Genomic DNA, 24,120 nt, shown 5'->3' with positions numbered 1-24,120 from the left:
AGATCCGAAGCAACGCCAAACCCACCGGATTCAGCCAAAACAACCAGATCGACACAGGCAAGTATGGTCAGAAAATGCACCCGGATCGACCGGCAACGCTTCGAATCACTTTCAAAAAAACCTGAACGATGACCCGACTCACCGACCTGGAGCTGTTTGTGCACACGGCCGACCTGGGCAGCCTCACAGCCGCTGCAAAAGCCATGGACTGGTCGCCCGCAGCCGCCAGTGCGGCCATGAAGCGCCTCGAAGCCGCCTGGGGCGTCGCCGTGTTTGTGCGCAGCACGCGGAGCCTGCGCCTGTCTACCGAGGGCGAGCGCATGCTGCCCCATGTGCGCGAAGCCCTCAACGCCCTGACCGAGGCCCAGGCGGTGGTTTCCAAAACGCGCTCCGCGTTGCGCGGCGAGCTGCAAGTGTCCATGCCGTCCGATCTGGGACGCCATGTGCTGCTGCCCTGGCTGCAAACCTTCCAGGAACAACACCCCGACCTTGCCTTGCGCCTGCACCTGTCGGATCGCAACGCAGATCTGATGCGCGTACCACTCGACATGGCCATCCGCTATGGCACGCCCAAGGACTCGGCCCATGTGGCGCTGCCGCTGGTGCTCAACAACCCCCGGCTGCTGGTCGCATCGCCCCAGTACCTGCGTCGCCATGGAGCCCCTGCATCCGTCAACGAACTGGTCCAACACGAATCCTTGCGTTTCATGGTGGGGGACGAGGTGCCCAAAACCTGGCGCCTGTCCGTGGACGGCCGCTGGCTGGACGCGCCGGTGCAAGGGCGGCACAGCGCCAACGACAGCGAAATCGTCACGCGGTGGGCGGTCGAAGGACTCGGCCTGGCTTACCGCTCCCAACTCGACATGGCCGCCCATCTGGCTGCGGGTCGGCTGGTGCACGTCCGCCCCGCCTGGCAGGGAGAGCTGGCCCACCTGCACCTGGTTGTACCCGGGCGCAAGCAGGTCACGGCCGCCGTGCGTGCGCTGCGCGACCACCTCGTGCCCTTGCTGGCCCGGCTCGCGGGGAACGCGGGCCAAGACACCCACACCGACCCGGCCTCACACCCACCTGGCACGCAGGTGGACAGGGGTGTCCTCAGCCGCTGAGCGCTCAAGTTTTCAGCAAGGCTGTCGATGGGTTCGATGGAGCCCCATCGCCTTGATTGGGCCAGCCAGGAGCACATCCCGCCATGTCCTTGTCCATCCCCTCCGGCACCTCAGCCACTGCCACAGCGATCAGCGGCATGCGCGCCGCTCAGCGCAACCTGGACACCAGCGCGCACAACGTGGCCAACCTGCAGACGCCCGGGTTCAAGCGCCAGACCGCAGAGCAGATGGCCCAGCCAGGTCTCGGCGGCGTGAGCACAGCGCTGCGGCAAGCACCGGACGCCAGCGGTGACGGCTTTGCCCACCTGGCAGACGATCTGGTGGAGCAACGCATGAGCCTTTACAGCTTCGCGGCCAACCTCAAGACCGTGGAAACTGAAGACCAGATGCTGGGCACGCTGCTCGACACCAGGGCCTGAGCTGGGGAGCCCACCAGCGGCTCCCCATATTTGCTCCATATTGGCGGTCAACACTGTGGGCGAACAGGCACCTCCAGCAGGTCCCGTTGCCATGTTTTTCGCCTTTCCTCTCCATGCAACCCCGTCAACCCCTGCCGTCAGCGGAAACCACATCCGCCTGGACGGCCCCCATCGCGCCCGCCATCCTGGCACGCGCCGACGCCCTGCATCCCTGCCCGGCGTCCTCAGAAGCCCACTGAGCTCCCACCCATGAACTACGTCGAACTCGCTTTTGTCGTGCTGAGCACTGTGGTCATCCTCCAGGCGCTGGGGCGCAAGCTGCCTGTGCCCATGGCCGCCCTGCAGATCGCTGCCGGCGCCGTGCTGTCGAATTTCGCCGAACTGGACGACCTGCACGAACAAACCCCATTGCTCTTTGCGATCCTGGTGCCGCCACTGCTGTACATCGAAGCCTGGCAGGTGCCCAAACGCGAGTTGTGGGGCTCCATCAAACCCGTGCTGGGTCTGGCCATTGGCCTGGTCGCCCTGACCACCGTGGTGATTGGCTACGGACTCCATGCCTTGCTGCCCGAGATGCCGCTGGCGGTGGCCATGGCGCTGGCCGCTGCCCTGGCATCCACCGATACCGTCGCCGTCAGCGGCGTCATCAGCCGAATGCCGCTGCCGCCCCGCCTGCAGACGCTTTTAAGCGGTGAGAGCCTGCTCAACGATGCGGTCGCGCTCGTGGCGTTCAAGGTCGCCGTGGCGGCGGCAGTCACGGCCCAGTTCTCACTGGGTGGAGCGGCGGTGTCGCTGGTCACCGTGTCTGCGGGGGGGCTTTGCATCGGCGCGGCCGTGGCGGTGTCGGCCAATGTCTTGCGCCGCAGCCTGATTTCGGGCTCGCCCGAGAGCATCCGGATCGACACGGTCCTCTCCCTGCTCATCCCGTACGCCGCTTACCTGGCTGCGGACAAACAAGGCGTCTCGGGTGTGCTGGCTGTCGTGGCCGCGGGTCTTTGCGGCGGCGTGCTGGACCGCAGGCACCTCGGAGCGGCCACACGCCTCAACGGCATTGCGCTCTGGAGCGCCGTGACCATGACCCTCAATGGGGTCGTGTTCGTGATGCTGGGCCTGGAAATGCGCCAGGTGCTGCACCGGGTCGAAGGCTACAGCCGGTGGAACCTGTTGGGCTACGTGGCCCTGCTGACGCTGGCCTTGTTTGCCCTGCGCATGGCCTGGACCCTGCTGATGGCTTGGTGGTCGGGCCGGCAGCGCCCGGCAGGCGGAAAAACCCTGCCGAATTTCACCATGCTGCTGGTGACGGTGATGTGCGGTGTTCGAGGCTCATTGGCCTTGAGTGCAGCGCTGGCCATTCCGCTGCTGACCCACACCGGGCTGGCGATGCCCGAGCGCGACCTCGCGGTGTTTCTGGCCGCCGCAACGGTGGCGGCCACGCTGCTGCTCAGCGGCCTCGTCCTGCCGTTTCTGAGAATCGACGCCGCCAGCAACGACGCCTCGTCGATGAGCCTGGAAGATGTGCACACAGCGATTGCCCGCACCGCCCTCAGCGCCATCGAAGGCGATCCCCTGAGGGCTGCGTCCAGCAAAGTGCAGGAATGGTCACTGACCTGGCGGGGAGTCTACGAAAGCCGCGTGGCCGCCAACGACGCATCCGATGCCCACGCGTGTGCCGAACATCGGCGCGATCTCGCGGCGCAGCAAAGGCTGTCGATGAATGTGCTCACGGCACAACGGCGCGAGCTGGCGCGCCTGCATCTGGCCGGGGCACTGACGTCGGCGGTGCGGCAAGCTGTCGAGGTGGAGCTGGACCTGGCCGAGATCGCGGTCAACAAGCTGGCCTGGCGTGCCGCCGACCCCGCCTGAGCCAGGGGTCATCACAGGTGGATGCCGCCCGACACCTCGATGCGATGACCGTTCACCCAGGCCATGTCTTCAGACAACAAGGCGTTCATGAATTGGGTGGGTCAGCTGATGGTGCCCCGGCTGCAGGCCTGAGAAGCGAAATGGCAGGCGGCGTCCGGGCGAACGCTCACCGTCCGAGGGGTGGCAGGGTCCACCAGAACGTGGCCCCCGCGTCGGGCTTGGACTCCGCCCAGATGCGGCCCCCATGGCGCTCGATGATGCGCGCCACAATCGCCAGCCCAACGCCCATGCCCGGTACGTCGCTGCTCGCGTGCAGGCGCTGAAACAAGCCAAACAGTTTGCCCGCATGCGCCATGTCAAAACCCATGCCGTTGTCCCGCACGAAATAGGCCTGCCGGGCGGGGTCATGGCCGATCCAGACGGTGGGGGTGGCTTGTTGCCTGGAGTACTTCACCGCGTTGTCCACCAGATTGAACAGCACCTGGCGCAGCAAACCCGCATCGCCTTGCGCCGAAGGCAGCTCCTGCAGCACCACGCACACTCGGGACCCGTCTTCCACCAGCGCGTCGATCGCGGACCGTGCCACCTTGCCCATGTCCACCGGCACCGGCACCAGATCCGCCCTCACCACCTGCAGCAAGCTCAACATGTCGGTGAGCATTTGGCCCATGGTGCGCGAAGACCGAACAATGCGCTCAAACATGTCGCGTGACGAAGGGTCCCAGGCCCCCAGATCGCCCTCGGCGATCACCGAAGCAAAACCATTCACTGCCCGCAACGGCGCGCGCAAATCGTGCGCAATCGAATACGAGATGGCCTCCATGTCCTTCAGGGTGCTCTCCAGATCGGCCGTCCTCTGGGCCACCCTCAGCTCCAGACCGGCGTTGAGCGCGCGCACTTCTTCTTGCGCCGTCACACGGTCTGTGATGTCCATGTGGGTTCCCGACATGAACAAAGCCTTGCCCTCGCTGTCGCGCCGGTGCACCCTACCCCGCGTATTGACCGAGACCCAGTGCCCGGCTTTGTGGCGCATGCGCAAGTCACACTCAAAGTAAGGGATCTCCTGGGCACAATGCGCGCGGTGGATCTCCATCGCCCGCCCCAGCTCATCGGGATGCAGCAAACCGGTCCAGGTTTTGAAGGTGACCGGCGCCAGCTCCTCAACGGTGTACCCCAGCATCTCGGCCCATCGCTCGTTGATGGTCATGGCGCCGGTGAGCTGATCGGTTTCCCAGATTCCGGGGCGGGTGGCCTCCAGCACCCACTCCAGCCGCTGGCGCTCAGAGCGCAAGGCTTCCTGAACGGCGATGTAGGAACTGACATCGCTGCAGGTGCGAACAATGCCACCATCGCTGGTTGTCCGGGAGTGGAACTCCAGCGTGCGACCGTCCAGGGTGCGCCGCAAGTACAGATCGGGCGCGCCCTGGGGTTTAAGGTTTTCGATGAACGACCGGTCGGGAGTGTCAATGAACGACTGCTCGGGTCCGAAGTCACCACGATCCCTCTGGAACCGCAGAATAGCCTCCGGGCTCGGATGCGAGGCCATCAAAGTCTCCGGCAGGTCCAGCAATTCCAGAAAACGCTGGTTGTACGCAACGAGACGACCGCTGCCATCGATCTTGGCCAAACCCTGGTTGATGCTCTCCAGGGTGTCTTCGAGCACACTGCTTTTCTCTCTCAACAAGTCGGTGGTGGCTTCCAACGCCTCGCTTGTGCGCTGCCGCTGAACCTCGTCTCGCCAGGCCATCACCAATTGCCGAACGGTGCCCAGCAAAGGCTGCAAGAACCGGACATCCTGCTCTGAATAGCCCCTGGGCTTGTTGGCCAGACCCACCATGGCGACCATTTCATCGCCGATATGGATCGGCACACCCAGGAACGCCTTCAAAGGAAGGTGGCCAAGCGAAAAGCCACCCGAACGCGGATCGTGCACCGGGTCGTTAGAGATCACGGTTTCACCCGTCAACAGCGCATGGCCAAACAGCGTATCGCTGCTGCGGAACTCCATGCCCCCCGCCTGCTGTTCGGCGGACAGCCGTTGGGAGGCGTCGTCCCGCGCGATGTTGGTGATGGCATGCGTCTTGAAGTATGGCTGCCCCAAATCGTCCCTGAACACCTCCCCGACAAATCCGTATTCACTGTCGGTCACGGTCACCAACGATTCCAGCAAGCCCTCGAATGCCTGTCGCCGGTCCTTGCTCTCGATGAACACCGCCTGGGACTGGCGCACCGCCTCCAGCATGCGGTGCTGACGCTCCAGCGCCTGCGAAGCCCCCACAGAGTCCGAGACATCGGTCATGAAGCCGTGCCAAAGCACGGTACCCGCCGCATCCTGTGTAGGAGCCATCATGAGGCGGATCCAGCGCTGCCCCTTGACGGGAAGATCAACACGCAACAACTGGTGCAAGGGGCTCAATCTGTCGGTCGCCAACCGCAGGGCGTCGAAAAAGGGCACACGGTCTGGCGCGTGGATGTGGCTAAAGATGTGCGCCCCTTTGATCAACAGATCAGCGGGCTCCAACTCCAGCAGGTCGAGAACGGCGTCGTTCACGAATGAAATCTCGTTGTGGCCATCACCATGCATGCGCCCCTGAAACAGAACCGCAGGCACATGGGCGGTGAGGTTCCGCATCAGGGCCAGTTGGGCCTCCAGACGCTCAACGGCCTCGCGCTCGGCCGTGATGTCTTGAATCACACCAAAGTTGGAGCGCTCCCGCGTCGCGAAATGGGTGCGCCCCATGCGGGTTCTGAACCACCGCGTGCCGCCATCCGGGTGCAGCCACCGGAACTCCAGCTCGCGGTTGTCGCTGGCTTCGCGCGCGACCACCCAGGCAGCCAGATCGTCGGGGTGAATCCCGCTGCGCCCTTCAAGACGCGAGAGGGTTTGTTTGGGCTCCAGGCCACCGATGGCGTACATCCCTGCGGACCATTCCACCGTTGAACTCTCATCGGTGTTGGTCCAATGCCCCATGCGGGCGAGCTTTTCGCTGGCTTCCAGCAATTCAACCCGGTGCTGCAAGGCGCGATGGGCCGCTTCCAGGGCAACCTCAGCTTCGTATTCCTTCTTCACATCGCCCATGAAAACCACCAGGCAAGGGACGCCCTCGATGTCCATGACCGTGGAGTGAAGGCGCACACGGTGAATTTGCCCGGCCCTGAGGCGCACCAAATGGTGGGAATGGGTCTTGGGCAACTCGGCCAGGTACCTGGACCGGTCTTCGGGATGGACCCAGAACTCAAACTCGCTGGTTTTGCGCCCGATCACCTGGTCTCGCGACAAGCCCATCAAAGCGACCCAGGCATCGTTGACTGCCAGCATCAAGCCATCGCTCTGGCGCGCCACGCTCCCCGGCAAAGGCGAGGCATCAAAAATGGCTTCGAAAGGGAGGGACGGCACTGAAAAAGAAGCTCCGGGGGAAAGACCCACCTCGCCGTCGACGGCTGGGCAGGCACGATGGGACCTTGTTGCGGGTGACTCATCAAATCAATGAGGCCCAGGAGGCTTGGTCGCACAAGTCTCCACCTGTCGGCCATTGTCCCTTGAAGGGACACCCACTGACCCCTCTGGAAACCCTCAAATGACCGCCTACTTTCAGGTTTATTCCCCGGGGGTTCTCCCAGACATCCAGCCAGCGCGCCGCGCCACCCGCCTTGACCCACCCAGAGCACAGAAATTCGATCATCTGCTCCGTTTCTCAACACATCAAGCAGCAACTTTCATCAACTCCACGCCACCGCAAGCCCTTGGTGCCGTCCGATCAAATCCCTCGGCGCCAAAAAATTGACACCGGGCATGGACCGGTCGCTACACTACAGGCTGCTCCGGGGTGCACACGACCTGAAAAGGTCTGGCGCTGAGATGGTTGAAAACAACCAAACCCGCGAACTTGATCCGGCTAGTACCGGCGAAAGAAGAGCGCAGCCCCCAGGGCTTGCATCCATACAGGTCTGCCGACGGATTTCCGCGTCACAGACCACCCCCGGACACCCTCGCCAGAGGTCCCTGTCCCGTTGGGCTTGATGGCGTGCAGGGTTTGAAGGGCGGTCTCCGGAGCTGTTTGCTTTTTCGTCAACAGCCCACATCCAGGAGACCGCCGCCATGAACGCCCCCGACAAAATTCCTTTCGCAGACCAGTTCGCACTCAGCCGCGAGCCGTTCCCTGCATCGCGCAAGGTCCATGTGGCCGGCAAGCTGCCCGGTGTCAACGTGCCCATGCGCGAAATCGAATTGACCAACGGCGAACGCGTCACGGTGTACGACACCTCCGGCCCCTACAGCGACCCGACCGCCAGCATCGACATCCGGCGCGGTCTGCCCGATCTGCGCGGCCCCTGGCTCGACGCACGCGGAGACACCGAGACCTATGAGGGCCGCCAGCGCGCAGCCCTGGACGATGGCGTGAAGAACGAAGCCGAGCAGAACAACACCACCATCGAACGCATCCAGGCGCTGCGCGCGGAGGCAGCGGGTCTGCAACGCACGCCACGGCGCGCCAGATCGGGTCAGAACGTGACCCAGCTGCACTACGCGCGCAAAGGCATCGTGACGCCCGAAATGGAATTCGTGGCGCTGCGCGAAAACGGCAAGCGCGAGTGGATGCAGGAATACCTGAACGATCCGGCGCGCGAACAGCGCCTGCGTGGCAATCCCATGGGTGCCCGCATCCCCGAGGTGTTCACCCCCGAGTTCGTGCGCGACGAGATCGCCCGCGGGCGCGCCATCATCCCGGCCAACATCAACCACCCCGAGGTCGAGCCCATGGCCATCGGACGCAACTTCGGCGTCAAGATCAACGCCAACATCGGCAACTCGGCCGTGACCTCCAGCATCGAAGAAGAAGTGGACAAGCTGGTGTGGGCCACGCGCTGGGGCGCGGACAACGTGATGGACCTGTCCACCGGCAGGAACATACACACCACACGCGACTGGATCGTGCGCAATTCGCCGGTGCCCATCGGCACTGTGCCGATCTACCAGGCGCTGGAGAAAGTGGGCGGCGTGGCCGAAGACCTCACCTGGGCGATCTACCGCGACACGTTGATTGAACAGGCCGAACAAGGCGTGGACTACTTCACCATCCACGCCGGCGTGCGCCTGGCCTACATCCACCTCACCGCGCAACGCCGCACCGGCATCGTCTCGCGCGGTGGCAGTATCCTGGCCAAGTGGTGCATCACCCACCACCAGGAAAACTTCCTCTACACGCAGTTCGACGAGATCTGCGAGATCATGAAGGCCTACGACGTGAGCTTCTCGCTGGGCGACGGCCTGCGCCCGGGTTGCGCATCAGACGCGAACGACGAAGCCCAGTTCGCCGAACTCAAAACCCTGGGCGAACTGACGCAAAAGGCCTGGAAGCACGACGTGCAGACCATGATCGAAGGTCCGGGCCATGTGCCCATGCACCTGATCCAGGCCAACATGGACGAGCAGCTCAAGCACTGCGACGAAGCGCCGTTCTACACACTGGGCCCATTGACCATCGACATTGCGCCGGGCTACGACCACATCGCGTCGGCCATCGGCGCGGCCATGATCGGCTGGATGGGCACTTCGATGCTCTGTTACGTCACGCCCAAGGAACACCTGGGGCTGCCAGACCGCGACGACGTGAAGCAGGGCATCATGGCCTACAAAATCGCCGCGCACGCAGCCGACATTGCCAAGGGCCACCCTGGTGCCCGGGCCCGCGACGACGCCATGAGCAAAGCGCGCTTCGAGTTCCGCTGGATCGACCAGTTCAACCTCGGTCTGGACCCGGACACGGCCCGCGATTACCACGACGAAACCCTGCCCAAAGATTCATCGAAAGAAGCGCACTTTTGCTCCATGTGCGGGCCGAAATTTTGCTCGATGAAGATCACACAGGATGTGCGCGACTACGCCGCCGCCAAAGGCGTGAGCGACGCCCAGGCATTGACCGAGGGCATGGCGCAGAAGAGCGCGGAATTCAAGGCGGTGGGCGGTGAGTTCTACGTGCCCGTGGACTCCATCAAATCCAGGGCCTGAACGGTGGGCGCGCTCACCATCGGTATCGCCGGTGCGGGTGTGCTCGGCAGGCTGCTGGCCTGGCGCCTTTCTCGCGCCGGGCATGCCGTCACCGTGTTCGACCCGGCCCCGGGTCCCCATGCCCCCGCCCCTGGCTCACTGCACACCCCTGTGGTGCCGCACGCAGCCGGCTTCACTGCCGCCGGGATGCTCAGTCCGTTGGCCGAACTCGACAACGCCGGCCCCGAAGTCGCGCGCTTGGGCTGGCGATCGCTGACCCTGTGGCGCGAAGTCGCCGCTGCGCTCGAACCGGAATCAGCGGGCCATCCGTTGTTTGCACAGCAGGGCAGTCTGATGGTGGCGCACGGCAGCGACACCGGTGCAGCACAACGGGTGCTCGCGCGCCTGCACGCAGCTTCGACGCCAGCAGACAATTGGCCTGTGCCCCGCGCGCTGAACCGCGACGAGCTCACCACGCTGGAGCCTGCGCTGGCGCCCGGACTGCGCGCGTGGCTGTTGCCACAAGAAGCCCAGCTGTTGCCCCGGGAAATGCTCGTGGCGCTGGCCACCCGCAGCGACAACGTTTGGTGGTGCTGGGGCGAGAGCGCGGTGCGCGTCGAGCCTGGTGTCATCCACCTGGCTGGTGAGCCCGCGCAACACTTTGACCTCGCCATAGACACCCGCGGGGTGGGCGCGCGCGGTGCCCTCGGCGGCGAGGCAGCGGCGGTGCGCGGTGTGCGCGGCGAAGTGATCTGGCTGCATGCACCCGAGCTGCAGCTGCAAAGACCCGTTCGATTGCTGCACCCTCGCCATCGGGTCTACATCGTGCCCAGGCCTGGCGACATGGTGATGATCGGTGCCACCGAAATCGAAAGCGAAGACCGCTCACCGGTGAGTCTCAGAAGCGCGGTCGAGCTGATGAGCGCAGCGCACAGCGTGCTGCCCCCGCTGGCCGAGGCGCGCATCGTGCACATGGAAAGCAATCTGCGCCCTGCTCTGCCCGATAACGCGCCGCACACCCATGCGGAACCCGGTCTCCTGCGCATCAACGGTTTGTTTCGCCATGGCTGGCTGCTCGCGCCGGCGCTGGTGCAAGACGCACTGCAAAGCCTGAATCTGGAGGCTACTCATGTCTGAATCCTTCAACGTCCTGGTCAACGGCGAACAATGGCCCTGGCAAGCTGGCCTGCAGGTGGCCCAGGTCCTTGAAAGCCTGGGCATGCCGGCCAAGAGCGTGGCCACCGCGCTCAACGGCAACTTTGTGCCCTTGACCCTGCGCGAGCAAACGCCGTTGAAGCCAGGCGATGCGCTCACTGTATTCAAGGCGATCGTGGGTGGTTGAAGACCCCTCAGAATTGGGTGGCATCGCCACCCTTCACCCCACTCACCCAGGAGACCCCCATGTTCCGTACTTTGCTCAAATCCAAGATCCACCGCGTTGCGGCGACCCAATGCGAGCTGCACTATGAAGGTTCATGCGCCATCGATGAAGACCTGCTGGACGCAGCCAACATGGTGGAGAACGAACAGATTCATATCTGGAACATCAACAATGGCGAGCGCTTCGTGACCTATGCCATCAAAGGCGAACGCGGCACGGGAATGATTTCGGTCAACGGATCGGCTGCACGCCGTGCATCGGTGGGTGACCTGCTCATCATCGCGGCTTTCGCCCAAGTGCACGAAGACCAGATCGCCACACACAAACCCCAACTCGTTTTCGTAGACACCCACAACCGCGCCACGGGTTCACGCGATCACGTGCCGGTTCAACACCCGTGAACAACGCCGCGACCCAAGGAGTCTGACCCGATGTCCCCATTCAATGTCTACGGCACCACATTCGACAGCCGCCTGCTGTTGGGCAGCGCAGGCTACCCCTCGCCACGTGTGCTGACCGAGTCCATCGCGGCATCGGGCACGCAGGTGGTGACGGTCGGACTCAGGCGCACCCTCGCGGCTGCGGGCGACAACGGTTTTGTCGACGCCATCCTGGAACAGGGCGTGCGTTTGCTGCCCAATACCGCCGGTTGCCGGACCGCGCGCGAAGCCATCACACTGGCCCACATGGCGCGTGAGCTCTACGGCACACCATGGCTCAAACTTGAAGTGGTCGGCGATGAACACACGCTTCAACCCGACCCCTGGGGCACGGTGGAGGCCGCCGCGCAACTCATCAAAGACGGTTTCGCGGTATTCCCCTACTGCACCGACGACCTGGTGACCTGCCAACGCCTGCTCGATGTGGGATGCGAAGTGCTGATGCCGTGGGGCGCGCCCATTGGCTCCGGTCAGGGTCTGATCAACCCGTTCGCGCTGCGCACGCTGCGCGCCCGCCTGCCAAAGGTTCCGTTGATCGTGGACGCCGGCATCGGCGCGCCTTCACACGCCGCCCATGCCATGGAACTGGGCTTCGATGCCGTGCTGCTCAACTCGGCGGTGTCGCAAGCGGTGGACCCTGTGCGCATGGCCCGAAGCTTTGGCCTCGCCATCGACGCCGGTCGCTCGGCCTTTGAGGCTGGCGTGATGGCGCCGCAAGACATGGCGGTCGCCAGCACACCGGTCAGCGGTCATCCGTTTCTGGTGGGGTGATGAAGCACCCCCTGCGCCGCTTCGCGTCTGCCCCCGCTCCTGCGGGAGGGGGACGGAACCTGCGGCCGGGCAAAGCCCGTTCCACGGGGCCCCTGGTGGGCGACATCGCGGGCCGATATTTGCTGAATAGGGTTTGCGCTATCGGTGGTGTCACTGAAGAAGGACGAAAGAGATGACCCCCATCATCTGGAGCATTGCTGGCACCGACAGTGGCGGCGGCGCTGGCCTGGCGGCCGACCAGCGCGCGGCCGACGCATGCGGTGTGCACCTGTGCACCGCCGTGGCTGCGGTCACCGCGCAAAACACCGTGGCGGTATCGCAGGTACAGGCCATCACGCCCGAACTGCTCGACGCCCAGCTCGCCGCGCTCGCCAGCGACTTGCCCCCCCGGGTGATCAAAACCGGCCTGCTCGGCAGCGCGGCCAACGCGCATGTGGTCGCCCGCTGGATCGACCGGCTGCGCCAGCGCGGCCCTGTGCAACTGGTGGTCGATCCCGTGCTCCGGGCCAGCACGGGCGCACCGTTTGCCGATGCGGAGCTGTTGCAGGCCTACCGCGAAGCATTGTTGCCACGCGCCAGCGTGATCACACCCAACCAGCATGAAGCCCAGGCCCTGCTCGGTGACGCGGAAGTGGGCGACATGCCCGCCATGGCCCGTGCGCTGCTCGCACTGGGCACTGAGGCCGTCTGCATCACCGGGGGTGACGCCAGCGAAACCCTGAGCCACGACTGGCTGCACACCCCACACGCCCAGGGCTGGCTCTCACTGCCGCGCGTGGACACGCCACACCACCACGGCACCGGCTGCACCTTCGCCACCTCGCTGGCTTCTGCATTGGCACGCGGGTTTGTCAGCGCCGATGCGGCCGTGTTCGCCAAGATGGCCACCACCCATGCGCTGCGCCAAGCGCGCGCCATCGGCAAGGGCGCCGGGCCGGTGATCGCCACCAGCGGCTTCGAACACCAGGCTGACTTGTTGCCCCATCTTTCACTCGATCACCAAGCCCCCGACCACTGGGTCACCCGGCACCGCGCCCCAGACCCCGGCGTTTACGCCATCGTGGACAGCGCAGAGCGGGTGGAGGCTGTGCTGCGTGTGGCGCCCACCGTCACCACCCTGCAGCTGCGCATGAAACGCGACCCTCAGCTTTCGGACGGTCACTGGCGCTCGCAATTGAATGACAACATCCGGCGCAGCCAGCGCGCCGCTGACGCCGCCGGGGTCACGCTCTTCATCAACGACCATTGGCAAGCAGCGCTCGACGTCGGCGCACAGGCCTTGCACCTGGGGCAGGAAGACCTCCTCGCGCTGTCCGCGCAAAATCGCGAGCGCCTGCAAGAAGCCCGAGCCACCGGCGTGCGGCTGGGCCTGAGCTCCCACAGCTTGTGGGAGCTGTGCCGGGCGGCCGCGCTGGCGCCCGACTACATCGCCTGCGGCCCCATCTGGCCCACCACCACCAAGGACATGCCCTGGGAACCCCAGGGGCTGGACAACCTCGCCTGGTGGGTGCACATGTCACCAGCACCCGTGGTGGGTATCGGCGGCATTCTGGGTCCGGAGCAGTTGCGTGCAGTCGCCGGCACCGGTGCGGCCAGTGGGTGCGTGGTGCGGGGTCTGGGGAAAGATCCCGCCAGCACCTTGCCCGCTTGGCTCACCGCCTGGCTCGCTGGCCAGGCGAGCGCAGGGTCCCATGCCAAGGCACGCGCCCACGGCTGGCCCCATCCCGCCTTGTCGCTCGCCCCGGCGCAAGCACACTCAACGAAACGCGGTTGAAATCAGGACAAGGGCTCACAGCCGACCGCTGAAGTGCTCAGGCGCCATCGAAGCGACCAACACCAGGCATACCCTCCGTAGAATGGATCCAACGTCCGAACCCAGGGACACTCGAGGAGCTGTCATGACACCGATGCCCCCATCAACACCGCAACGCCTGCTCGTTGCCACCGACTTTTCGCCCGCTGCCATCCAGGCGGGTCAGCGAGCGGCGCTGCTCGCCCAGAAAAACCAAGGGCAATTGCGCCTGCAACATGTCATGAGCAACAGCCTCATGGACGACTTGCGCGCCTGGACGTCGCCCGGTCAGCCCTGGCAAGAACGCGTGCACCAGCAAGCCATGGCTGCGCTCAAGGCCGAAGCCAGCCACTTGAAGAACGCCAGCCATGTGGGCGCCATTGAGACCCAGCTCACCGACGGCGCCCCGGTGCAGATGATCACCGAGGCCACGAACGAATGGCCTGCCGATCTGCTGGTGGTCGGAGCGCGGGGCGACAACCCCTTGCACCACCTGCTGATCGGGACCACCGCCGAGCGCCTGCTGAGCAAAGCCAGACGGCCCATGCTGGTGGTTCGAAGCGCGCCCGAAGGCGACTACCAGCGTGTGCTGGTGCCCATGGACTTTTCCCCGTGGTCCGAGACCGCCATACCGATGGCCCGCGCGGTGGCGCCCGGCGCCCATCTGGTGCTCATGCACAGTTTTTCCATTCCGTTTGAAGAAAAGCTGCGTTTCGCCGGTGTCGACGACGACACCCTGGGCCACTACCGCGAACGGGCACGCCAGGACGCCCGCGACCACCTCAACGCCTTGATCGATCGACACAGCCTGCAACCCCAGGACTTCACCCTCAGCCTCACCGAAGGTGATGCGCCCGCCCACATTTTGCGCGTGGCCACGGAGCGGGAATGCGATCTGATCGTGATCGGGAAACATGGGCGCCAGGCGGCTGAGGAATTGCTGCTGGGCAGCGTGACCCGGCATGTGCTGGCCGAGGCGCACTGCGATGTGCTGGTCTCTGCGCACAGGCAGTGAGCGCCGCATCCCCGATCCCCAATCGTGATCGCAGACAATGGCCACCCCATGAGCACCGCCACCCCCACCGATCACGATCTGCCCCCGTTGCAAGGCGCGTCACCAGGCCTGTACCGCCACTACAAGGGCGGCTGGTATGAAGTCATTGATACGGTTCGCTGCAGCGAAACCCTGCAGGCCATGAGCTTGTACCGTGCGCTTTACGGTGGCTTTGGCCTCTGGGTACGCCCAGCGGCCATGTTTCTTGAATCGGGAGCCTTCCAGGGTGCGGTGCAGCCCCGCTTCGTGCGCCATGAGCCGGCCGACATGCCCTTGGCCGACTTGCCCGCGACCCATGCGCTGATCGCCCATTTGCGCGGGCTGGCGCAGCGGCGCAGCTTCGATCTCGACAACGATCTGCGCCCGCCACCCCCCGAGCCCCAAACCTGCTGTGAGCGCGGTTGCAATGGCTGCGTCTGGGAGGGGTTCTACGCGGCCCTTGCGCATTGGCGCGCTGAAGCGGTGGCGCTGCTGAACGGCTGACCGGCTGCAGCACCCGCGCTGGAGGCGGCTGCTACCATGGATCCCGAAAGCCGTTCACGGCAGGACCACACGATGACAGAAACCGAAACCGATCCCCTGAATCGCCTGAACAAACGCATCTGGGGCACCCCTCAGGTGCCCCACTTGCGTTGGCAATCAGCCGGACTGAGGTTCGTGCGCACGGTGCTCATCCTCGTGCGCGACCTCGCGTTCGGTCAGCTCACGCTGCGCGCCATGAGCCTGGTCTACACCACGCTGCTGTCCATCGTGCCGCTGCTGGCTTTGAGCTTTTCGGTGCTGAAAGCGTTTGGCGTGCACAACCAGATTCAGCCGCTGCTGGTGAACCTGCTGGCACCGCTGGGAGAGCAAGGCGCCGTGGTGGCAGGCCAGATTGGCGAGTTCATCGAACACATGAACGTTGGCGTGCTCGGCGCGCTGGGCCTGGCGCTGCTGCTGTACACATCGATCTCGCTGATGCAGAAGATCGAGGAATCGCTCAACTACATCTGGCACGTGTCGCAGCACCGCCGTCTTGGCGAGCGCTTCAGTCGCTACCTCAGCGTCTTGCTGGTCGGTCCTATCCTGGTTTTTGCTGCGCTGGGCGTCACGGGCGCCCTGCTGAAGTCCGATGTTTTGAGCCAGCTCCTGTCGGTCAGCGCGCTTAATCAGACGGCCACGATCATCGGTGAAATCACACCTTACCTGCTCGTGATCGCCGCCTTCACCTTTGTCTATCTGCTACTGCCCAACGCACGTGTGAAGCTGGGCGCGGCCCTGGTGGGTGGTGTTGTAGGAGGCATTGTCTGGCAGACCGCCGGCTGGCTTTTTGCCGTCTTCGTCGCGTCGTCGGGCCAGTATGCCGCGATTTATTCCAGCTTTGCAATCCTGGTGCTGTTCATGATCTGGCTCTATGTGAGCTGGCTGGTTCTGCTGTTCGGTGCCAGTGTGGCTTTCTACGTGCAACACCCGGAATACCTGTACCTGGGGGCCGGCGAACCGCGCTTGAGCAACCGGGTGCGCGAGCGCCTGGCGCTCTCGGCCATGCACCTGACGGCGGCGCCCTTTCTGGCAGGCCAGCCCGCGCCATCGCAAGAAGATTTCACGCGTTTGCTGGGTGTGCCCATGCATGTGCTGACCGTCGTGCTGGAAGCCCTGCAAGAGGGCGGCCTGATGGTGACCAGCGGCGACGAGCCGGTGCGCTATCTGCCGGCACGCGATCCATCGGTGATCACGGTGGCTCAAGTGATGGGCGCTATTCGGAACGCTGGCGAGGCACGCTTTTTTTCACCCCGTGCCTTGCCCACGGCGCCATCGGTCAGCAGCGTACTCGACAACATGCAGTCCGCCGCTGAAACGGCCGCAGGGGCGATCAGCTTGCGCGAACTGGTGGAAAAAGGCGGCGCTGAGTCCCATCCCGTACCCCCAATCGAAGGCCAACAACCCCCGCCTGCAGGCCCCACCGGCCCACCTGATTGAACGTGCAGGGGGCATGAAGCTACCGCCAGACCAACCGTCCGTCATGGGGCATACCCTGAGCATTTCGGTCACCTGCAGCGCACGCAGACGCCCTGGTCTCGCCCACAATGATTGGCATGCCCACTGACGGGTTGGTCTGTGGTGCCAAAACCACCCGGGGCCTTGCCCGAGGAGCCCTTGCATGCCGATGAAACAACTTTCTGGCCTGGACGCCACCTTCCTCTATCTGGAGAAGCCAGAAATGCCCATGCATGTGGGCGCCATGAATCTGCTGGAGCTGCCCGCTGGCTACCGTGGCCACTTTGTCACCGATCTCCGGCGGCATTACGCCGCTCGCATGCCCGCCACGCCGGCCCTGCGCCGCCGCCTGTGGTGGATGCCGCTGAACCTGGCGAATCCGGCCTGGGTCGATGCCGAACCCGACCTCACGCACCACATCATTGAACACAAGCTACCGAGCCGCGCCAAAATGGGCGGCCCGGCCAAGGACGCACGCACGCTGCTCGAAGAAAAGGTTTCGGTGTTGCACCCGCAACTGCTGGACCGCAGCAAGCCGCTCTGGCGCGTGCACGTCATCGAAGGGCTGCCGCGCAGCGCCAACGGTCACAAACAAGTGGGCGTGTATTCACAGCTGCACCATGCGGCCGTGGACGGCCAGGCCGCCGTGGCGCTGGGCAATGTGCTCTACGACCTCACGCCCGAACCACGCGAGATCGAGCTGCGCCCCTCCCAACGCAGCAAAACCTTCAAGATCGGCATGGTCGAGATGCTGCGCGGTGCCCTCACCAACGAAGTGAGCCAGGTGGTGCGCATCGTGCGCAATCTGCCCGCCACGCTGGGCACGGTGGCGGGCACGGCCAAGGGCGCACTCACAACCAAACAGCTGCTGGGCAAGGGCTCGGGCAACGTCACGCTCGCACCGGCCACGCCCATGAACGTATCGGTCGGCACCACCCGCGCGTTTGCCTCGGCCAGCGTGCCCCTGAAAGAGCTCAAGGCGCTGGCCCATGCGCACGATGCCACCCTCAACGACATGGTGCTCATGCTGTGCGCCGGCGCGCTGCGCAACTACCTGCTGCAGCACGACATGCTGCCGCGAAAAAGCCTGGTGGCAGCGGTCCCGATTTCGCTGCGGCAGGCGGGCGACAACCGTTCGGACAACCAGGCTTCGATGAGTCTGATCAGCCTGGGCACGAACCTGGCCGATCCGGTGAAGCGCCTGACGCACATTCGCGCAGCCAGCCGTGCAATGAAGACCACCATGGGCCACATGAAAAGCATCCTGCCGACCGACTTTCCGTCGATCGGCGTGCCCTGGCTGATCGAAGCCGCGGCTTCGCTCTACGGCAAAGCCAAGGTAGCCGATCGCCTGCCGCAGGTGGCCAACGTGGTGATCTCCAATGTGCCCGGCCCCCTGGTGCCGCTGTATCTGGCCGGTGCGCGCGTGCTCGCCAACTGCCCCACCAGCATCGTGGTGCACGGCATGGCCTTGAACATCACGGTGCAGAGCTTTGATGCCCATATGGATTTCGGTCTCATGGCCGACGCGGCCGCCATGCCCGACGTGAAGTCGCTGGCCCAGGCGCTGGAGACGGCCCTGGACGAACTGCGTGCGCTCCCCCAGCCTGCGGCCGCAACGACCGCGCCATCGCCGATGCCCACCAAAGCCCGCCGTACCGCCTCAAAGCGGGTGCCGGTCAAAGCCCCCGAGACCGTGCGCAAAGTGTCACGCAAGCGACCCAGCACGAGGGACAGCGCACCCGTCTCCAAGGCGCGCAGTCGTTAATATGGTTTCATGGTTTCAACTTTTTGCGCACGCATGAGTCAACGTTTCCACCCCATGTCCAACCCAGAGCCCCCGGAACACGACAACACCAGCCTGCACCTGGTGCCACCCGGCCTGGGGCTGCTGTTGCTCGAGGCCCGCGCGCCCTGGGAAGCCTTGGCGCTGGCGGCGGTCTCGCCCTGGCTCTCCAAGATGCCCTCGGGCGACGGCCACGCTGTGCTGGTGTTTCCCGGCCTGGGCGCCGCCGACATCAGCACGGCAGCGCTGCGCCGCTTCCTCAAGCAACACGGTTACCAGCCACACGGCTGGAAACAAGGCGTGAACCTCGGTCCGCGCGAAGGCGTGCTGGAAGCTTGCCGGGCGCGCATCCAGGCGCTGCACCAACAGCATGGCGGCAAGATCAGCCTGATCGGCTGGAGCCTGGGCGGTATTTACGCACGCGAGATGGCCAAGGAAATGCCCGACCTGGTGCGCTGCGTCATCACGCTGGGCACACCGTTCACGGGCCACCCCAAGGCCACCAACGCCTGGCGTTTCTATCAGATGGTGAGTGGCCAGCACCCGCACGACCAAGACCTGCTGTCGGAGGTGCGCAAGCCACCACCCGTGCCGACCACGTCGATCTACAGCAAGAGCGACGGCATCGTGGCCTGGCAATGCAGCATCAACCCGCCACGCCACGCCCACACGGAAAACATTGAGGTGCACGCCAGCCACATCGGCATGGGCATGAACCCGATGGCCATGTACGCCATTGCCGATCGGTTGCGCCAGGACCCGGCGCATTGGATGCGCTTCGATGTCAAAGGTGCACGCCGCTGGTTTTTCAAAGTGGCGCACCAGCCAGAGGCGATGACGCAATGGTATTGATGTTGCCCCCACGCTCCACCGCTGCAGGCATGACCCCCACGCTCCACCGCTTCGCGGGTCGCTGCCCCCGAGGGGGCTGGGCCTGCCTTGGGGCGGCCCGGCGGCTGGCCCGGTGACCCCCACGCTCCACCGCTTCGCGGGTCGCTGCCCCCCGAGGGGGCTGGGCCTGCCTTGGGGCGGCCCGGCGGCTGGCCCGGTGACCCCCACACTCCACCGCTTCGCGGGTCGCTGCCCCCCGAGGGGGCTGGGCCTGCCTTGGGGCGGCCCGGCGGCTGGCCCGGTGACTCCCACGCTCCGCCGCAGCGTGGGTCACACTTTGCAGCACTGAAACATGCAAGTTAAAGCCAACGGCCTGCACATCGAGGTGGACGACCAGGGCCCTCGTGAGGGGCCGGTGGTGATGCTCATCATGGGTCTGGGCATGCAACTCATCGCCTGGCCTCAAGCCCTGGTGCAAGGCTTGCTGGAGCGCGGATTTCGGGTGGTCCGCTTCGACAACCGCGATATCGGCCTGAGCCAGGGCTTTGACCATGCGGGCGTGCCCAACATGGCGCTGGCCGGCCTGCGCCATGTGCTGCGCCTGCCGCTGCGCACACCCTACACCCTGAGCGACATGGCACAAGATGCCCTGGGCGTGCTGGACGCGCTGGGCATACAACAGGCCCATGTGTGCGGTGCCTCCATGGGCGGCATGATCGCTCAGCACCTGGCTGCCAGCGCGCCGCAGCGCGTGGCAAGCCTCACGCTGATGATGACGACCAGTGGAGCGCGCTCATTGCCCCAGCCGCGCTGGGCCGTGCGGCGCGCACTCATGTCCCGCCCCATGGGCTCGGGCGCCCATCACGCCGTGGACTGGATCGTGCGTGTTCTGCGCGTCATCGGCAGCCCGCAATTCCCGTCGGACGAACGGATCGTGCGTGAGCGCGCCCTGGCCTCGGTGCAGCGCGCCTGGCACCCCGCCGGTTCTGCGCGCCAGCTGCTGGCGGTGGTGGCAGACCGTGACCGCACGCCGCTGCTCTCCCGCATCACGGCGCCCACGCGCATCGTGCACGGGGTCGACGATCCCCTGGTACCCGTGACCTGTGGCCGCCAGCTGGCGCAGCACATTGCCCATGCTGAAACCGACTTCATTCCCGGCATGGGACACGACCTGCCTGAGGCCCTGCTGGAACGCTTTGCACAAGGCATGGCCGACCTTGCCGGGCGCAAACCTGGCTGAGTACCCAGGCCGCAACGGCCGCGTGTTCTAAAACAGCTCTTGCTGCGGGCACAACGCCGATGGCTGGAAACGCGACAAATCCAGCGCATGGCGCTCGCGCTGGTAGCCCAGGCGGTCACAGGTCTTCACAAAGCGCTGGCGCAACAGGTCGGCCCAGATGCCTTGGCCTTTCATGCGAGCGGCAAAATCTGCGTCGTAGTCTTTGCCACCGCGCATGTCCTGTATGCGCGCCATCACGCGCTCAGCGCGATCGGGGTAATGCAGCCCAAGCCACTGCCGGAACATGGGCGCCACCTCCCAAGGCAGGCGGATGACCTGGTAAAAAGCGCGGCGCGCACCAGCCTCATATGCAGCCTCCAGCACGCGCTCCATGTCGTCATTGATGAAAGGAATCTGCGGCGAAACACTCACACCCACTGGAATACCTGCCTCGGCCAGTGTGCGGATGGTGCGCAAGCGCCGGTGCGGCGCGGCAGCCCGTGGCTCCAGGATGCGCGCGAGCTTCGCATCCAGCGTGGTGATGCTCACATAGACCGCTGCGAGGTTCTCTGCGCCCATGGGCGCCAGCAGATCGATGTCGCGCTCCACGCCGCTGCCTTTGGTCACGATGGCCAGCGGGTGGCGCGCGGCGCTCAGCACGTCCAGCGCAGCCCGCGTGAGCCGCAGCTCCCGCTCAACCGGCTGGTAAGCGTCGGTCACGGTGCCGATCGCGATCAGCTCGGGCTGGTAGCGCGCATGCGTGATCTCGGCGCGCAACACGGCGCCGATATTGCGCTTGGCTATCAGCCGGGTTTCAAAGTCCAGACCCGGCGAAAGGTTGAGGTAGCTGTGGCTCGGGCGCGCATAGCAGTAAATGCAGCCATGCTCACAACCCCGGTAAGGGTTGAGCCCCAGGTGAAAGCCGATGTCGGGCGAATCGTTGCGGGTGATGACGCTGCGCGCGTCTTCAAAAGTGACTTGAGTGGCCTGCGGCTCACCAGCGGCCACCTCGGCCTCCCCCCAGCCGTCGTCAAAGGCCGAACGCTCATCACGCTCGAACCGGTGCGGCTGACGGTGGGCCACACCCCGGCCTTTAACAAACTGCAATGGAATGAAAAATTCGCTCATCCGACGTACTGTATATAAAATCAGCTCCACTAGCCCGCCGCCGATCGAACAGATCAGGAAAAAATGAAAGCGGCCCACCACAGATGAGCAAATCCTGCATGGGCAACCCACAGAACCCCGGGCCGCTCGGCGTTTGTCCAGGCGGGAACACGTCCGTTTCCCTTTCGGTTCACAATACTTTGCTGAGCCCGACCCTCAGAGCTTCCCGGCCCCCTGGTGAGGCGTCGCAAGCGAACATTTGCCCCAGCGAGAGCAGTTTTGCCGCATATGCAACCCCACAGCCCTGCCATGGGTCCCTAAGGCGGTGAAAGGTGGACCGCTGCGGTCACGTTGCAGCTGACACTCCCCATGCCCGACACAGGCCAAGGCACACATGGCACGCGACAGCGCCTACAGGGCGCCAACCCGCGGCTTGGAAGCAGTCGCCCTGTCGTTGCGCCGAGATTGCCCAGCCCATTTCCACAACGACCCAACATGCAACCCATTTCCCCTTCCTCACCCCCCAGCGCCGACGCCATCGTCAGCGTGCGCGGCGTCAGCAAAACCTACGCCGGCGGCTTCCAGGCGCTCAAGCACGTGGACCTTGACATCCGCCGCGGTGAAATTTTCGCCCTGCTCGGCCCCAATGGTGCGGGCAAGACCACGCTGATCAGCCTGATCTGCGGCATGACCAATGCGACCGAGGGCACGGTGCTGGCCGACGGCCACAACATCGTGACCGACTACCGCGCCGCGCGCGCCACCATCGGGCTGGTACCGCAGGAACTGCACACCGACTCGTTTGAAACCGTGTGGGCCACGGTGAGCTTCAGCCGCGGCCTGTTTGGCAAGCCCGCCAATCCGGCGTTGATCGAAAAGATCCTGAAAGACCTCTCGCTCTGGGACAAAAAAGACACCAAAATCCTGGCGCTATCGGGCGGCATGAAACGCCGTGTTCTGATTGCCAAGGCGCTCTCACACGAGCCCAAAATCCTGTTCCTTGACGAGCCCAGCGCCGGGGTCGACGTGGAGCTGCGCCACGACATGTGGCGCCTGGTGCGCGAGCTGCGCGACGCCGGCACCACCATCATCCTCACCACCCACTACATCGAAGAAGCCGAAGACATGGCCGACCGCATCGGCGTGATCCGCAAGGGCGAGTTGATCCTGGTGGAAAACAAAGACGTGCTGATGCGCAAGCTCGGCAAGAAGCAGCTCACACTGACACTGCAACAGCCCATGGAACGCATCAACGACGCGCTGGCCCGCTGGCCCCTGCAGCTGTCCCCCGACGGCCAGCAACTCACCTACACCTTCGATACGCAGCAGGAAGACACCGGCATCGCCGCGCTCCTGCGCGCCCTGGCCGAACATGGCATCGACTTCAAAGACCTGCACTCCAGCGAAAGTTCGCTGGAAGACATTTTTGTCAGCCTGGTACACGACGACAGCCGCGATGAGAAAGCGCCCCAAGCATGATGAACCTCAACATCCACGGCATCCGAGCCATCTACATGTTCGAGATGAACCGCACCTTTCGCACCCTTGCGCAAAGCATCATCGCGCCCGTGTTGTCGACTTCGCTCTATTTCATTGTCTTCGGATCGGCCATCGGTTCGCGCATGGGCGACATCGGTGGCGTGAGCTACGGGGCCTACATCGTTCCGGGCCTGCTCATGCTCTCGCTGCTCAGTGAGAGCATTTCCAATTCGGCCTTCGGCATCTACATGCCCAAATGGTCGGGCACGATTTACGAGCTGCTGTCTGCCCCGGTGAACTGGGTTGAGGTGTTGCTGGGTTATGTGGGCGCGGCGGCCACCAAATCACTGGTGCTGGGCGCCTTGATCCTGCTCACTTCACGGTTCTTCGTTTCCTACGAAATCCAGCACCCGGTGTGGATGGTGGGCTTCATGATCCTCACCGCGATCACCTTCTGCCTCTTCGGTTTCATCATTGGCCTTTGGGCGGACAGCTTCCAGAAACTGCAGGTGATCCCGCTGCTGGTGGTCACCCCGCTGACCTTCCTGGGTGGCGCTTTCTACAGCATCAACATGCTGCCACCGTTCTGGCAGACCGTTTCCCTGTTCAATCCCGTGGTCTACCTGATCAGTGGTCTGCGCTGGGCCTTTTACGGACACGCCGACGTGCACATTGCCGTCAGCACCGGCATGACCCTGGGTTTCATGGCCATTTGCCTGACCGTGGTCTGGTGGGTGTTCAAAACGGGCCACAAGATCCGGCGCTGACTCGGTGTGGCCCGAATCGTCATGGTCTCAACGCCGGATGATGGCTGAGGCAGCTTTGCGCCTCATGCATAGAACCCAGGTACAGGCCGGGCCGCATCCGAGGGCAAGCCAAAGCCACCACACACCGACCACTTCCGCA

Annotated in this window: 20 protein-coding genes, 1 pseudogene and 1 riboswitch; of the genes and pseudogenes, 19 read left to right on the top strand and 2 right to left on the bottom strand. The window is 64.6% G+C overall.

The genetic code is table 11. The annotated features are described in order from the left end of the window. The first annotated feature begins 128 nt into the window (after nt 1-128). The 4 genes from E5678_RS00360 to E5678_RS00350 all read left to right on the top strand — a co-directional run bounded on the left by E5678_RS00360 (nt 129) and on the right by E5678_RS00350 (nt 3,388). Nucleotides 129-1,106: a LysR family transcriptional regulator gene (locus tag E5678_RS00360; protein WP_136176693.1), complete on the top strand. Its 978-nt coding sequence runs from the start codon at nt 129-131 to the stop codon at nt 1,104-1,106. 83 nt (nt 1,107-1,189) lie between these two features. Next, entirely contained in the window at nt 1,190-1,525 is a 336-nt protein-coding gene (locus E5678_RS00355) for a flagellar basal body protein (RefSeq protein ID WP_136176692.1), read from the top strand. 113 nt (nt 1,526-1,638) lie between these two features. After that, entirely contained in the window at nt 1,639-1,764 is a 126-nt protein-coding gene (locus E5678_RS22755; protein ID WP_281728088.1) for a hypothetical protein, read from the top strand. A gap of 10 nt (nt 1,765-1,774) precedes the next feature. Further along, nucleotides 1,775-3,388 (top strand): sodium:proton antiporter, encoded by a 1,614-nt coding sequence (locus E5678_RS00350; RefSeq protein WP_136176691.1) that lies wholly within the window; start codon nt 1,775-1,777, stop codon nt 3,386-3,388. A 166-nt stretch (nt 3,389-3,554) separates the two neighbouring features. Here the strand turns inward: E5678_RS00350 and E5678_RS00345 are convergent, their stop codons facing one another. Next, on the bottom strand, nt 3,555-6,785 hold the full coding sequence (locus E5678_RS00345) for a PAS domain-containing protein (RefSeq protein ID WP_168708452.1): 3,231 nt from the start codon (nt 6,783-6,785) through the stop codon (nt 3,555-3,557). A 416-nt stretch (nt 6,786-7,201) separates the two neighbouring features. Further along, nucleotides 7,202-7,319: riboswitch (TPP riboswitch) on the top strand. Nucleotides 7,320-7,487: 168 nt separating this feature from the next. Between E5678_RS00345 and thiC the strand changes: the two genes are divergently transcribed. The 13 genes and pseudogenes from thiC (at nt 7,488) to E5678_RS00280 (ending at nt 20,649) form a co-directional block, all read left to right on the top strand. Further along, nucleotides 7,488-9,398 carry a phosphomethylpyrimidine synthase ThiC gene (thiC, locus tag E5678_RS00340; protein ID WP_136176689.1) on the top strand — a complete coding sequence of 637 codons (1,911 nt, stop codon included), beginning with the start codon at nt 7,488-7,490 and terminating at the stop codon, nt 9,396-9,398. 3 nt (nt 9,399-9,401) lie between these two features. Next, nucleotides 9,402-10,514, top strand: a complete 1,113-nt coding sequence (locus E5678_RS00335) for an FAD-dependent oxidoreductase (RefSeq protein WP_136176688.1) — start codon at nt 9,402-9,404, stop codon at nt 10,512-10,514. After that, entirely contained in the window at nt 10,507-10,719 is a 213-nt protein-coding gene (gene thiS / locus E5678_RS00330; protein WP_136176687.1) for a sulfur carrier protein ThiS, read from the top strand. Before E5678_RS00335 ends, thiS begins: the two co-directional genes overlap by 8 nt. A 59-nt stretch (nt 10,720-10,778) precedes the next feature. Then, a complete protein-coding gene (gene panD, locus E5678_RS00325) occupies nt 10,779-11,159 on the top strand; it encodes an aspartate 1-decarboxylase (RefSeq protein WP_136176686.1) in 381 nt (126 codons plus the stop codon). Between the two features lie 30 nt (nt 11,160-11,189). After that, a complete protein-coding gene (locus tag E5678_RS00320; RefSeq protein ID WP_136176685.1) occupies nt 11,190-11,969 on the top strand; it encodes a thiazole synthase in 780 nt (259 codons plus the stop codon). A 172-nt stretch (nt 11,970-12,141) separates the two neighbouring features. After that, nucleotides 12,142-13,743, top strand: coding sequence for a bifunctional hydroxymethylpyrimidine kinase/phosphomethylpyrimidine kinase (gene thiD, locus E5678_RS00315; protein WP_136176684.1), 1,602 nt, complete (start codon nt 12,142-12,144; stop codon nt 13,741-13,743). A gap of 124 nt (nt 13,744-13,867) precedes the next feature. Then, nucleotides 13,868-14,776 carry a universal stress protein gene (locus E5678_RS00310; protein WP_168708451.1) on the top strand — a complete coding sequence of 303 codons (909 nt, stop codon included), beginning with the start codon at nt 13,868-13,870 and terminating at the stop codon, nt 14,774-14,776. A 48-nt stretch (nt 14,777-14,824) separates the two neighbouring features. Further along, nucleotides 14,825-15,028: pseudogene (locus tag E5678_RS22415) on the top strand (DUF1653 domain-containing protein); the annotation flags it as partial. A 54-nt stretch (nt 15,029-15,082) separates the two neighbouring features. After that, complete coding sequence (locus tag E5678_RS22410) at nt 15,083-15,298, top strand: oxidoreductase-like domain-containing protein (RefSeq protein ID WP_210732028.1); 216 nt, start codon at nt 15,083-15,085, stop codon at nt 15,296-15,298. A gap of 72 nt (nt 15,299-15,370) precedes the next feature. After that, nucleotides 15,371-16,774: a YihY/virulence factor BrkB family protein gene (locus E5678_RS00300; RefSeq protein ID WP_136176681.1), complete on the top strand. Its 1,404-nt coding sequence runs from the start codon at nt 15,371-15,373 to the stop codon at nt 16,772-16,774. 181 nt (nt 16,775-16,955) lie between these two features. Beyond that, nucleotides 16,956-18,560 carry a wax ester/triacylglycerol synthase family O-acyltransferase gene (locus tag E5678_RS00295; RefSeq protein WP_136176680.1) on the top strand — a complete coding sequence of 535 codons (1,605 nt, stop codon included), beginning with the start codon at nt 16,956-16,958 and terminating at the stop codon, nt 18,558-18,560. Between the two features lie 33 nt (nt 18,561-18,593). Beyond that, a complete protein-coding gene (locus E5678_RS00290) occupies nt 18,594-19,430 on the top strand; it encodes an alpha/beta fold hydrolase (RefSeq protein ID WP_247596862.1) in 837 nt (278 codons plus the stop codon). A gap of 331 nt (nt 19,431-19,761) precedes the next feature. Continuing rightward, the gene (locus tag E5678_RS00280) at nt 19,762-20,649 is read left to right on the top strand and encodes an alpha/beta fold hydrolase (RefSeq protein ID WP_136176678.1); all 888 of its coding nucleotides are present in this window, start codon (nt 19,762-19,764) and stop codon (nt 20,647-20,649) included. Nucleotides 20,650-20,676: 27 nt separating this feature from the next. On the opposite strand, the gene E5678_RS00275 is transcribed toward E5678_RS00280, so the two are convergent. Then, the gene (locus E5678_RS00275; RefSeq protein WP_136176677.1) at nt 20,677-21,756 is read right to left on the bottom strand and encodes a PA0069 family radical SAM protein; all 1,080 of its coding nucleotides are present in this window, start codon (nt 21,754-21,756) and stop codon (nt 20,677-20,679) included. A 474-nt stretch (nt 21,757-22,230) separates the two neighbouring features. On the opposite strand from E5678_RS00275, the gene E5678_RS00270 reads away from it, so the two are divergent. Then, nucleotides 22,231-23,214, top strand: coding sequence for an ABC transporter ATP-binding protein (locus E5678_RS00270; RefSeq protein WP_136176676.1), 984 nt, complete (start codon nt 22,231-22,233; stop codon nt 23,212-23,214). After that, nucleotides 23,214-23,981, top strand: a complete 768-nt coding sequence (locus E5678_RS00265) for an ABC transporter permease (protein WP_136180554.1) — start codon at nt 23,214-23,216, stop codon at nt 23,979-23,981. The genes E5678_RS00270 and E5678_RS00265 overlap by 1 nt, the downstream gene beginning before the upstream one ends. The last annotated feature ends 139 nt before the right edge of the window (nt 23,982-24,120 follow it).

The sequence above is a fragment of the Hydrogenophaga sp. PAMC20947 genome, from assembly GCF_004795855.1.
GTDB lineage: Bacteria > Pseudomonadota > Gammaproteobacteria > Burkholderiales > Burkholderiaceae_C > Hydrogenophaga.
The sequence above is the reverse complement of the archived record's forward strand: the minus strand, read 5'-3'. Positions and strand labels throughout refer to the sequence as shown.